15 protein-coding genes, 1 tRNA gene and 1 pseudogene are annotated in these 12236 nt (G+C 43.7%); 12 read left to right on the top strand and 5 right to left on the bottom strand.

The window, feature by feature from the left end:
- Positions 1–212: 212 nt before the first annotated feature.
- The 5 genes from C9889_RS03635 to C9889_RS03615 all read left to right on the top strand — a co-directional run bounded on the left by C9889_RS03635 (position 213) and on the right by C9889_RS03615 (position 4548).
- A complete protein-coding gene (locus C9889_RS03635; protein WP_164999267.1) occupies positions 213–2087 on the top strand; it encodes a sensor histidine kinase in 1875 nt (624 codons plus the stop codon).
- A 186-nt stretch (positions 2088–2273) separates the two neighbouring features.
- A complete protein-coding gene (locus C9889_RS03630; protein ID WP_129597252.1) occupies positions 2274–2555 on the top strand; it encodes a hypothetical protein in 282 nt (93 codons plus the stop codon).
- Positions 2556–2592: 37 nt separating this feature from the next.
- Positions 2593–3636 (top strand): PAS domain-containing sensor histidine kinase, encoded by a 1044-nt coding sequence (locus tag C9889_RS03625; RefSeq protein ID WP_129597249.1) that lies wholly within the window; start codon positions 2593–2595, stop codon positions 3634–3636.
- On the top strand, positions 3630–4154 hold the full coding sequence (locus C9889_RS03620) for a sensor histidine kinase (protein WP_129597247.1): 525 nt from the start codon (positions 3630–3632) through the stop codon (positions 4152–4154). Before C9889_RS03625 ends, C9889_RS03620 begins: the two co-directional genes overlap by 7 nt.
- A 25-nt stretch (positions 4155–4179) precedes the next feature.
- Complete coding sequence (locus tag C9889_RS03615; protein WP_129597245.1) at positions 4180–4548, top strand: response regulator; 369 nt, start codon at positions 4180–4182, stop codon at positions 4546–4548.
- Positions 4549–4605: 57 nt separating this feature from the next.
- Here the strand turns inward: C9889_RS03615 and C9889_RS03610 are convergent, their stop codons facing one another.
- The 5 genes from C9889_RS03610 to C9889_RS03595 all read right to left on the bottom strand — a co-directional run bounded on the left by C9889_RS03610 (position 4606) and on the right by C9889_RS03595 (position 7288).
- Entirely contained in the window at positions 4606–5037 is a 432-nt protein-coding gene (locus C9889_RS03610; protein ID WP_225419964.1) for a lamin tail domain-containing protein, read from the bottom strand.
- A gap of 8 nt (positions 5038–5045) precedes the next feature.
- A complete protein-coding gene (locus tag C9889_RS03605; RefSeq protein WP_263854014.1) occupies positions 5046–5624 on the bottom strand; it encodes an exonuclease/endonuclease/phosphatase family protein in 579 nt (192 codons plus the stop codon).
- Positions 5597–5938 (bottom strand): hypothetical protein, encoded by a 342-nt coding sequence (locus C9889_RS10310; RefSeq protein ID WP_225419963.1) that lies wholly within the window; start codon positions 5936–5938, stop codon positions 5597–5599. The genes C9889_RS03605 and C9889_RS10310 overlap by 28 nt, the downstream gene beginning before the upstream one ends.
- Before the next feature lie 34 nt (positions 5939–5972).
- On the bottom strand, positions 5973–6992 hold the full coding sequence (locus C9889_RS03600; protein WP_164999266.1) for a site-specific integrase: 1020 nt from the start codon (positions 6990–6992) through the stop codon (positions 5973–5975).
- Positions 6993–7214: 222 nt separating this feature from the next.
- Positions 7215–7288 (bottom strand) — tRNA-Thr (locus C9889_RS03595).
- 91 nt (positions 7289–7379) lie between these two features.
- Between C9889_RS03595 and C9889_RS03590 the strand changes: the two genes are divergently transcribed.
- The 7 genes and pseudogenes from C9889_RS03590 (at position 7380) to C9889_RS03565 (ending at position 12183) form a co-directional block, all read left to right on the top strand.
- The gene (locus C9889_RS03590) at positions 7380–7925 is read left to right on the top strand and encodes an aldolase (protein WP_263853972.1); all 546 of its coding nucleotides are present in this window, start codon (positions 7380–7382) and stop codon (positions 7923–7925) included.
- Between the two features lie 45 nt (positions 7926–7970).
- Positions 7971–8582, top strand: a complete 612-nt coding sequence (locus C9889_RS03585) for a CDP-alcohol phosphatidyltransferase family protein (RefSeq protein WP_129597235.1) — start codon at positions 7971–7973, stop codon at positions 8580–8582.
- A gap of 44 nt (positions 8583–8626) precedes the next feature.
- The gene (locus C9889_RS03580) at positions 8627–9055 is read left to right on the top strand and encodes an archease (protein ID WP_129597233.1); all 429 of its coding nucleotides are present in this window, start codon (positions 8627–8629) and stop codon (positions 9053–9055) included.
- Between the two features lie 17 nt (positions 9056–9072).
- Complete coding sequence (locus tag C9889_RS03575) at positions 9073–10533, top strand: RtcB family protein (protein WP_191985817.1); 1461 nt, start codon at positions 9073–9075, stop codon at positions 10531–10533.
- 192 nt (positions 10534–10725) lie between these two features.
- Positions 10726–10907, top strand: a pseudogene (locus C9889_RS11115) (hypothetical protein); the annotation flags it as partial.
- Positions 10908–10910: 3 nt separating this feature from the next.
- The gene (locus tag C9889_RS03570) at positions 10911–11204 is read left to right on the top strand and encodes a PUA domain-containing protein (RefSeq protein WP_394342247.1); all 294 of its coding nucleotides are present in this window, start codon (positions 10911–10913) and stop codon (positions 11202–11204) included.
- 133 nt (positions 11205–11337) lie between these two features.
- A complete protein-coding gene (locus C9889_RS03565) occupies positions 11338–12183 on the top strand; it encodes an acyltransferase (RefSeq protein ID WP_129597229.1) in 846 nt (281 codons plus the stop codon).
- Positions 12184–12236: the final 53 nt, after the last annotated feature.

The raw sequence follows: 12236 nt of genomic DNA, 5'->3' as shown, positions 1-12236 counted from the left end.
ATAAACGTAATGCATGAGCTACGCTCATGCAACGTTCAGTGGTAATGAAAAAAGAGTTACGCTTTTAAAGCGAAAAGCTAATTTGATGGTCTCAATGAAAAGAGCTGTAAGAGGCAAAACCGTTAAATATCAGGCATATTATGCGTAATGACAGGATAAATAGTATCCCTAAGAAATTGTCCAATAAACATTCTAGTTTTTTAGGAAGGAGAATGGTAGATGACATGCGAGAAAGAGCCAACGAGAGAATTGCCTTAATAGCAATTCAGCGATCATTGAAGATCCGTGGGATGTCACTCTCCGGAGGAAATCGTATTACAACAAGCAAAATCTCATTGCTGAGAATCCTCACGTTCTGCCTAATCATGTCCGCAGCGGTCCTGATGCCAATGTCGGTCTGTCAGGCACAGGAGGACACGGTCCGGATAGGTGTCCAGTCAGACATGCCGGATTATATGACTCTGCAACAATGGGAAATGACGACAGAATATTTATCACAGGAGATTCCCGGACACTCGTTTGAGATCATTCCACTATCCTACGATGAGATGCTAATAGCAGCGGATAACGGTGATGTTGATATTGTTGTATGCAGTCCTGTGCTCGAGGTGGCACTGGAATACAAGTATGGCGCATCAGCAATCGCAACACGTATGAATAACTGGCAGGGTGAGTCATACCAGATTCATGGCGCAGTTGTCATCACACGGGCAGATAGGGATGATATCAATGATCTGAGTGATCTGAAAGGCAGATCATTCGCAGCAACCCCAGAGAACAGTTTTGCTTGGAGGATAGTACAGCGATTGATGATGAACGAAGGCATTGACCCCTACACAGATCTCAAATCTGAGTTGGGGCATTCACACCGGGCAGTTATCGATGCTGTTATCAATGGAGATGTTGATGCAGGGGCTGTACGTGTCGGAACGCTGGAACAGATGGTATTAGAGGGAACGCTGGACATTGATAATATCAAGGGAATTCATCTTTATCGTATGAATATGGATGACGGCGAATCTGATACTCGTTTTCACATTATTGGTGGTCAGGTAATAAAAGGTGTTCCTTTCATTCACAGTACTTCTCTCTATCCTGAATGGGCGTTCACCAGACTACCATACACAAACGTCGATCTTGCCGGTAATGTGGCGAAAACTCTCCATACCATGCCTGTTTCCAGTGCAATTGATCAGGATGACAGATATGCCGGATGGGGTACCCCGCTGAGCTACCAGCCGGTACACAAGCTTATGCAAGAATTGCAGATAGGTCCCTATGAGCATTATGGAGAGGTTTCTTTAGTTGATGCTGTTTCAAAGTACTGGTATATACCTCTACTACTAATCTTCATTATATTATTGATGATGATATACTTACGCAAACTTACATCTCTGAATCAGGAGTTAAAATCCGAAAGTTCCAGACGTAAACAGGCCGAGCAGACTCTCAAGAAATACGCAGATGAGCTGGAGTATTCCAATGAGACAAAGGATATCTTCACAGATATCATGCGCCATGATCTTCTAAATCCAATCAACATCATCAATGGTTTCACAGATCTGTTGCTTGGAACGGAAACGGATGAATCGAAACGTCATAAACTCGAAAATATCAAACTTAGCAATGAACAACTTATTGAAATGATAAAGAATGCATCCAAGTTCTCTAAACTGGATGCCACTGAGAGTATCCAGCTTGAGACAACAGATATTGGGTCACTCATGGAAAAAGCTGCATACAACCTTAAGCATGAATCCACCACGAAGCAGATGGACATCAAACTTCCTGTCGGTGGTCCATATACTGCAAGTGCCAATTCAATTATCGTGGATGTGTTCGTCAACCTGCTTTCCAATGCCATCAAGTACAGTCCAGCTGGTAGCCGTATCACGACGGATGTACTCGATGCCGGTGATATGTGGAAGGTAACAGTGACAGATGCTGGCGAGGGTATTGCTGATGAGGACAAGACCCTAATCTTTGAGCGGTTCAAGCGTGTCCACAAAAAAAGCATCAAAGGATCTGGATTGGGGCTTGCCATCGTCAAGCGGATCATCGACTGCATGGCGGAGATGTGGGTGTAGAGGACAATCCGCAGGGGCAGGGGAGTGTGTTCTGGGTGAGTGTTAAGAAGGTATGATCGGTGTCTGTGTTTACCGATTACCACATATGCGATGCGTGATGAACGGGAGTGGTTCAGGATGCTGCGATCACCTTTTTAGGTTCGCGTCATTCGATCTTATTCTCATGCTCGTGGATGATGGCTTCGCGTGATTCACGGTCTGTTTTGGGCTTCGTTACTCCACCAGGGTATGTATTGGGAGTTTCTCCGATTTCTCTGCAATTTATCTGCAATTGAAGACAGAAAGAAAGTTTACGACAAGGCTTTCGGTGGAAAAACCGACAATATGAAAGTACAATGCCCTGCATGTGGATTCAATTTCAAATTAAAGAAAAATAGAGAGATAGATTTGGAGGACAAGATCCAGGCAATATTTGACTATTTATTTATACCGGAAGCCATATATATACACACACTAAGAATTACCTAATAACTAATAAAGGAGAACGATTTCTATAATCGATCTGATGAGTGACCTTTTCCTTGAAACCACCCGTGCTCTTGTACTGCTCATTCTACTTGTTTATCTATGGAGAGCTGGTTCCCAGCGTGCAGAACTATCCCATAAAAGTTGGAAACTCATGCTTGCAGGATTTGTCTTGTTGTTTTTTGGAAGTGCGATCGATATCACAGATAACTACGAATCCCTGAATCATTTTGTCGTCATAGGTGATACGGAGGTCCAGGCATTTCTGGAGAAGATGGTCGGATACCTTGGCGGTTTTGTGTTGCTTGCAATCGGCCTGATACAGTGGTTGCCTACTATAACGGGAGTGGAACAACTGGAACGCGCGTACGAAGAACTGAGCTGGAGTGAGGAACAATTCAGAAAACTTTATGAGAACATGAATTCCGGAGTTGCAGTCTATATGGCAGTCGATGGAGGAAAGGATTTCATTTTCAAAGATATAAACAGGGCCAGCGAGCAAATAGACAATGTAAACCGAGAAGAGGTTCTGGGCAATAGGGTTACCGACATATTCCCTAATATCGTGGATATAGGTCTCCTTGATGTGTTCCAGAGGGTATGGAGGACGGGAACAGCAGAAGATCATCCTGTTTCGTTCTATGAGGATGAAAGGATCAGTGGCTGGAGAGATAACTATGTCTACAAGTTGTCTTCAGAGAATATCGTTGCTATGTATGAGGATGTTACTAAACGCAAGCAGACAGAGGAAGCAATGCTCATGGCCAAACTGGCCGCCGAGGATTCAAATCGTACCAAATCGGAATTTCTTGCCAATATGAGCCATGAATTGCGTACACCTCTAAACTCAGTTATCGGGTTTTCCCAGGTGCTGAAAGAGAATGCCTCCAATCATCTGGACGATAAAGAAATCAAATATGTATCTAATGTTCTAAAAAGTGGAGACCATTTGTTAGAGTTGATTAACGATATTCTTGACATTTCAAAAGCCGAATCTGGTAATATGGATTATGTGCCTGAATCTGTAAATATTGAAGAAATAATCGATGGTACAATTANCAAAAAAGTGGAGACCATTTGTTAGAGTTGATTAACGATATTCTTGACATTTCAAAAGCCGAATCTGGTAATATGGATTATGTGCCTGAATCTGTAAATATTGAAGAAATAATCGATGGTACAATTATGTTTGTGAGCCCTATGGCAAAAAAGAAAGCAATTGATTTACATGTCAGTTTTAAGCATGAATATCCAGATATGCAGGCTGACAGGATGAAATTCAAAGAAGTCATGTATAACCTGCTTAACAACGCAATAAAATTCACACCTGAAAAAGGTGAAGTCCAGGTTACTACAAAAATTATCGATGAAAAACTTCATGTCTCTGTTTCAGATACGGGCATTGGAATCCCTGAAGGAAAGTTCAAGAGCATCTTTGACCCTTTCAAACAAGTCGATTCATCTGCTAACAGAAAATTTGGTGGTACGGGCCTGGGACTTTCCCTGGTGAAGAAATACGTGGAGATGCATGATGGAGAGGTCTGGGTCGAAAGTGAAATAGGAAAAGGAAGTACCTTTACGTTCACTGTCCCGTTGAAATAACACAAACTTATAGGATGTGAAGTAAATGACAAAAGTACTGGTTGTTGAAGATAATCCAATGAATATGGAACTTACTGTAGACCTTCTTGAATCATATGGTTATGAGGTCGAACAGGCTGAAAATGGGGAAAAGGCTCTTGATATCGTAAATGAAATTAATAATTTAGATTTAATTTTGTTGGATATACAATTACCCAGGATGGACGGACTTGAAGTCTTGACTCAACTCAAAAAAATGGATAACTCAAAGAATATACCCGTTATAGCGCTTACAGCACATGCGATGAGAGGAGATGAGAACAAATTCATCAATGCCGGTTGTGTTGGGTATATTTCTAAACCAATTGATATACATGAGTTTAAGAAGACAGTAACAGATAATATAAATTCTTGAGTTCAAAAAAAGGGAGCAGTGAAAACCTGCCCTGATTAATTGTTTTAATTCCACCGATCATTTGCTGAACTCGTATACAAATTCTCCATCTGCATCATAAAGGCTGGCAGTATCTCCATCGTTATTCCAGATCGGTCTTCCACTACCCCAATACAGTTCTGTAGCAGAATCAATACCTTCCTCTGTGTATAAAGTGACCGTATCCCCTGCTTCCAGCGTAAATGATGAGAATGTGTACGTATGATGTTCTCCCTCATCCATTATTTTCCATCCTTCCAATGATACTGCAGAAGATCCTTGATTTGTTATCTTTACCCATTCGTCTTCCAGACTGATATCTGTTATCTGTACCGCAGACTCTTCGGTTTTAATTTCTGTTTCAGCGGATTCTTGGCCGGTATCTGCAGGAGGGACATAGGTGGATACCGAACTGGCATCATCGTCTTTATGTACCCAGAATTTTGCATATACAGGATAATGGTCTGACACATCTTCGGTCAGTCTTGACCCAGTCCATACTCGAGATCATACCTGAAAACACCCGCTTCTCCAGTATAATCAGAGGTATCAGTAATCACAGTTCTGTCGTATGTGTAATCCGTAGATTTGGTAGTTGTATCAACTGAATCATCAATCAACCAGGCATATTCATCAAGATCAGAAGTTCCATCCTCATTAAAATATGAACCATCGGCATTGAAATCACCCATAATGATGAAATCCTGCTCACCTTCATAGATGCCCATAGCATATTCAAGTACTTCATCAAGTTGATTTATTTCTTCAGTAGTCTCATCAGGATCAGTATGAATACTGATCAATACGCCATCATAGTTGCCACCGTTGACTTTGAATGAAGCAATATAGGGTTCTCTGTGGAAAACATCACCGTCTGGTTCAGGATATGTATGTGGTGTTCCTGTAATGGTGATTAAAGAACTGTTGTAAATATACATGTACTGTTCTTTGGAAGATGTTGTGCCAAGTCGTTCACTGACCACGTAATCATAATTATTATTTTCAGAATTGACTTCCTGGATAAGGTCAGTTATTGATGTTTGGGATTTATCTCTGATTTCCTGAATGCAGACGATATCATAGGTTCGAATGGTATCCCGAGAACAGCCATCACTTTTCCCTCTGATGCCTTGGATTGTCCGTAAATCTGAACATTGAATGCACCCACTCTTATCGTATCATCGTCTGTAGATAAAGAAGTGTCCTCTTCATCTGTACTATCGTCAACAGGTTTTGTTTGTTCTTCATCGGTAGCAGAATCGGATTCATCTATTTCCGGTTGATTTATTTCTTCGTCGGGTCCATTGGAGCCGCTACATCCTGCCACAAGTAAAGCAGCAATAATCAGGGATATAATCACAAATTTCTTCATTCACACACCTTTCTCTATTATTTGGAAATGTCACTTATTGATCTGTATTAGTTGTCTTATTTTCCTGTACGGCCTTGATAAGCATATCAGGATTATGTTTGATGGCATCCATCAGTAATGTCAGCACCTCATCGTCACTATCCTGTATGTTCACCATACTTTCGGCAGTTAATGTCATACCACATTTGCTGCAGAACCCAGCAGTTGGGCCATTGGTGGTGTTACAGCGAGGACATTTTATAGGATTTAGTTTTGGTCCTTCATCCTCTTTTAGACCATATTTGTTAAGCAGTGCATCGTCTACTGACTGGCCAGAGAGGTGAATATAGGTTGCTGACATGTCAGTTCCATGAATCCAGCCCAGATGTGATTCAAGTTGTGCCTGGGTAAGGACATTTGCAAGCTCTGTGGCCCTGGAGTGGCGGAACAGGTGATTGTATACCCGTTTCTTTATCCCTGCCCTTTCTGCAGTTCTTTTGATAACTTTTGTTATGCCACGATAATTCATATGCTTGCCTTTGTTTTTATTGCAGAGATTGATCCATACGTTTGCGTTTGGATTTTCATTGTCGGGATGTATGTCTAACCATGATGCAATATACGGTGGGCTGAATATGAGCCGTACGCGCCTCATACCAGTCTTACCATTAAGGATTACAGTTGCACCATACTTATCAAAATTGATATGTTTGATCAGTATAGTTCCCATTTCTCCAACCCTACTTCCGGAATCATACAGAAAAGCAATCATTGCCTTGTCTCTTGGATGCTGGGCGGTTTCGATCATCTTTTTGACTTCATCTTCTGTGAGAAGTTCGTCGGGCAGCATCTTGTCGTGTTGTTTCATAGCAGTTTTAATCCATGAGGTAGTTTCCGGATCGTTGCCGCCATTTAGCCATCTGAAAAAACGCTTTATAGTTACTTTATAGCCATGTTTTGTCCATGGTCTTTTATCGGATCTTTCAATCTCAGCAACCACTCGATACATATCTGTAAGTGTTAATTTGTCAAGATCTTTGCCGAATTTGTAGGCCAGGATATTCAACTGGTCCATGGATTCGAGGATCCGACAAACCTTCCGCATACAGGATATTAACAAATTCAAAAATCAGATCTTTATTTCTCTGTGAATATTCTGCATTAATAATTCTTCTTTCTGCAGTTTTCCACTTGCTTTTTATGGTTGTATAAGTCCATACCTAATACCTTCTTTTGTCTGGATAAATAATCCAGGAAACCTATATGGAAGTATTAGGGCTTGTTACTGGAAGTATAGAGCCCCGGGCGTGATTTGAACACGCGACCTAGTGATTACAAGTCACTCGCTCTGCCAGGCTGAGCCACCGAGGCGCTTATGGTATCGAATGCAACCCATAGATACCATAATGGCACATAAATTTTATGGCTGGTTGCGCTATATCTAACTCTTATGTGGCAGGAAATGGCAAGAATCGGGAAAAAACTCGTGGATCACGGGCTGGTTGAGTCCCATTTTGGAAATATAAGTGTACGTCGGGGCAACAGCATGGTGATTACCCGCAGCGGATGCCCGCTAGACGAAATATGTGCGGAGAATGTGGTGGAGGTGCCCATCCATACCACCTGCGAATTTGACAGTCTCGCGTCGTCGGAAACCCGGGTCCATCGGCGTATCTATCAGGACACTGATGCCGGATGTATCGTGCATGGCCACTGTCCCTTTGCCGTAGTTATGTCACTGTTGGATGAATCTGGCAGCATCGAACCACTGGATAGTGAAGGGGTGTGTTTCCTGGGGCCCGTGCCGGTGGTGGAAGGCAGCATAGGAAGTGAAGAACTTGCCGCAAACTCCGCTGAGGCCCTGTCAGAATCCGAGGGGGTTATCGTCAAAAGCCACGGCACCATATCTACAGGAAAAACCCTGGACCATGCCTACATCAATACCACCCAGATTGAGCACACCTGTAAGGTACGCTATTACTACGATCTTGCTAAAAGTTCGTTGTGAAAGTAAAAGATTAAATCATGGAAGGACAACTAAGGGAATTATACAATGACCCTAGATCGTTTCAGGCCTGTTTTTGCAGGCCCCATATCAAGACTCGCAAAAATATTTGCAGATACGGGCATATCCCCCAACCAGGTAACACTTGCTTCCCTGCTTTTTTCCGCAGCCGCAGGACTGTGCTATGCCCTGGGAGCGTCCAACATTTTTCTGATAGGTGCGGCACTTATATTTGTGGTCCTTAACTCCCTGTTTGACGCGCTGGACGGCAGCATGGCCCGCTATCTTCTCACAAACGACAAGGCCGGGGATTTCCTTGACCATGTGGTTGATCGCTATGCAGATGTCTTTATTGTCGGCGGCCTGATCTTCGGGGAATATGCAGGCTGGGGTATCGGCCTTTTCACAATGGTGGGCATTCTTCTCACAAGTTATCTTGGTACCCAGGCCCAGGCATTATCCATCGGTCGTTTCTATGGTGGAATTATGGGCAGGGCGGACCGTCTTGTACTGGTCATAGCCGCATCGCTGTTACACATTATCTATCCGCAGGCTATATTTGGCTACACCCTGCTTGGCTGGTCCCTTATCATTATGGGTGTTGCTTCCCATGTAACTGCCCTGCAGCGTATACATTTTATCCGCAAACGCCTGGGCTGAAACAGACGCATGATTTAAATTACTCCCTGTAATTGGTTGTTCCTATGAAAAAATACGAATACCTAGAACATACCGCAGATGCGAGGTTCAAGGCCTTTGGGGCCACCGCAGAAGAAGCCTTCGCAAATGCCGCAGAGGCTATGTTCAATGTTATGATCGATACTTCCGGTATTAATCCACAGATTACCGAATATATTGAATTGCAGGCACCTGATCTGGAAAACCTTCTTGTGGACTGGCTTTCTGAACTTCTTTATCTCTTTGAAGTCAATATGGTTGTGTTCAGTAGCTTTGAGGTTTTTGCTATTGAAAAACAAGGCGATGAATACCTACTTTCAGCAAAAGCGGAGGGTGAACCTCTGGATCTTGAAAAACACATATTTGACACCGAAGTCAAAGCAGTAACATATAATGACCTTGGTGTACAAATTACATCACAGGGAGTTACGGTACGTATTACAGTGGATACATGAAAAGGGGATTTGATAGGATGGATACAGAAGGACCGGAAATAGAAGGAATTGAACGGATAGACAATGATATATGGCAAGTTCCCCTGGGCTACAAACCCGGGATGAGGGTGCCGGGCAGGATATATCTTTCAGATAAATTGTTCTCCAATCTGGAAAAGGAAGCAGTGGACCAAGTAGCCAATGTGGCCACCCTGCCAGGAATACAGAAATTCTCTATGGCAATGCCCGATGCACATGTAGGATATGGTTTTCCCATAGGGGGAGTTGCCGCTTTTGATGCCGAGGAAGGTGTCATCAGTCCCGGTGGTGTGGGATTTGACATCAACTGCGGTGTACGCCTGATCAGGTCCAATCTGGAAAAATCCGATGTGGATGGTAAAGTCAATGACCTGCTGGATTCCCTTTTCAAGGCCGTACCTTCGGGTGTGGGTTCCAAAAGCCGAATACGGGCATCGGAAAGTGAACTTGAAGCAATCTTCATCAATGGATCCCGCTGGGCTGTGGAGCAAGGGTATGGTGTAGAAGCTGATCTCACCCACTGTGAAGGTGAAGGGTGCATCGAAGGAGGCGACCCTGCACAGGTTAGTGCCAAAGCCCGCAAAAGAGGCAGACCGCAGCTTGGAACCCTGGGAAGCGGTAATCATTTCCTGGAATTGCAGTATGTGGATGAGATATATGATCCGGTCGCAGCTGAAGCCTTTAATCTCAAAAAGGGCCAGCTTACTTTCATGATCCATTGTGGATCGCGGGGTGCGGGTCATCAGGTATGTACCGATCACCTGCGCAATCTCACCCGTGCAGTGGAGAAGTATAAAATCGACCTGCCTGACAAACAGCTCGCCTGTGCACCGGCACAATCAGAAGAAGCACAGGCCTATTTCGGTGCAATGGCTTCAGCTGCCAACTATGCCTGGACCAACCGCCAGATCATAATGCACCACTGTCGTGAAGTGTTCGAACAACAAATGAATATGGATGCGGATGAATTGGGTCTGGATCTGGTCTATGATGTGGCCCACAATGTCGCCAAACTGGAAGAACATGATGTAAACGGTGGAAAAAAACAGGTATATGTACATCGCAAGGGTGCCACCCGTGCTTTTCCTGCAGGACATCCCGATGTACCACAGGCTTACAGGGATGTAGGTCAGCCGGTGCTTATCCCGGGCAGTATGGGGACCCCCTCCTATGTGCTCTGCGGTAAGCAGTCAGCAATGGATGTATCCTTTGGAAGCGCCTGTCATGGTGCCGGCAGGGTAATGAGTCGCTCCGGTGCGAAACGCACTTTCAGGGGAGAACAGATCCAGAAAGACCTTAGTGGTCAGGGCATCTCTGTCAGGGCAGCCCATCCTTCGGTCATTGCCGAAGAAGCACCCGGAGTTTACAAATCCAGCAGTGAGGTGGTGGATGTTGTTGACAGGCTTGGTATTGCAGGCAAGGTCGCCAAACTCATGCCTCTGGGTGTTGTAAAAGGTTAAAATTGAGAGAATATGAGGAAGGGAACACATTGTTTGAGGGGATGAATGGTTTTGCTTGGTTACAGTAATTCTGTATTAAACCATATGACAGGTTCCGCTTCCTCACATTCCAATGGGTGACTATAATATTTAAAATGTTTGATTAATCACCATGTATTCACCGCTACTCATTTAATGTCCTAATGCTTTTTTATGGCCATGACAAAAGAAGAATCACGTATTAAACAGGTCCGGACTATGGCTGATTATCAGTTTGGCAAAGGATGTGGGAACATTCTCTTTTCAGGTGACATCACATTCAAATTATCCCGGACAAAAAGGATCAGGCAGATATTTTCCGGAGGAAACGTATGGCTACAGTACGTGCCAAGGATGGAATGTTCACTTTGAGTATTGAGGGGGCTTCATTGATCCATTCCCATCTTCCAACACCGGGCTATCGCGTGATGATGTGTGACGATGCAATTCCCTTCGTCTCAAAAGGCAAAACTGCTTTTGCCAAGCATGTGGAAAACATAGACCCTGATCTGCGGGCAGGGGATGAGGTTTTGCTTGTGGATAAACAGGACAATCTTATTGCTACAGGGCAGTTACTCCTTGCTCCAGAAGAAGTCCTTGCCATGCAGAACGGCCCGGCTGTTGACGTCAGGGTTGGTGTGGATAGCAGCTGATATGTAGTTGCAATCAAAATCTAAATATATATTCAACAAATAACCATGTAAGTTATATTGTACTTCCTCAGAAGGTGAAACTATCGAAGAAGACCAGCTCCTGAAAACCTTTGTAATTCCTCCAAATACGAAAATGGAAGAACATAATATTGTTCTGGATGAGGATATTATAGTAGGGAACCATTCTGATATACGCTACGGTATAATTGCTGATTCGGTGATAATCGGAGAAAGGGTATCGGTATCAGGTGATGTACTTGCCAGGTCTGATATTCGTATAGACATCTGGTCAAAAATCGGTGGCAATGTGCGCTGTGGTGAAAATGGCTATATTGGCGAGTTTGTGAATATAGATGGCAAACTTTTCGTTAATGGAGACCTTGATGTTGGTAATGATGTGAAGATTAACAGAGGGTTTGAAGCTCATGGCTGGATAGTTGTTCGTAATCCTGTGCCTGTAATCACCTATATTTTCCTCTATATCTCCGAACTTTTACGTATGGGTAAGGGTGAAGAAGTAGAAAAGGCTATGAGTGAATTCTTTGAAGAGGAAGCAAAAGAGATCAGTTATGATGCTATGGTAGTTCCCAACGGATCCCGCATATCCGCAGACTCTATAAGGGTACCCGGGGCAGCCACCATAGGAGATAGCTGCAGGCTCGTAGGTAATATAAGGGCTGAATCACTGGAAATGGGTGATGCTACTACTTTGTATGGAAGTATCCGGACAGCCAGTGATATTGAGATCGGTGAAAATAACGCCATCCACGGTAACATTGTCTCCCGGGGCAGGGTTGTAGTGGGTAAAGGTACCCATATACTGGGAGAGATCAATGCTTACTCTATCAGGATTCATGAGGATTCAAGGGTTGATGGTGTTATGCGAGCCACCGGTGGCACCACATTCATACGTGAAGAAGAAGAGGTCTCCCGGGACAGGGAACTGATAAAACTGGACATAGCAGACCAACCGCAATAAAAGGTGTTCTTTTTTGAGTGAAACTACTGAGATTTATAACTCTATTGTAGAGA

Origin of the sequence: Methanohalophilus profundi (genome assembly GCF_004137855.1) — an archaeon.
In the GTDB taxonomy this organism is placed as follows: domain Archaea; phylum Halobacteriota; class Methanosarcinia; order Methanosarcinales; family Methanosarcinaceae; genus Methanohalophilus; species Methanohalophilus profundi.
Note: the sequence above shows the minus strand (reverse complement) of the source record. Positions and strands in the feature narration are given on the sequence as shown.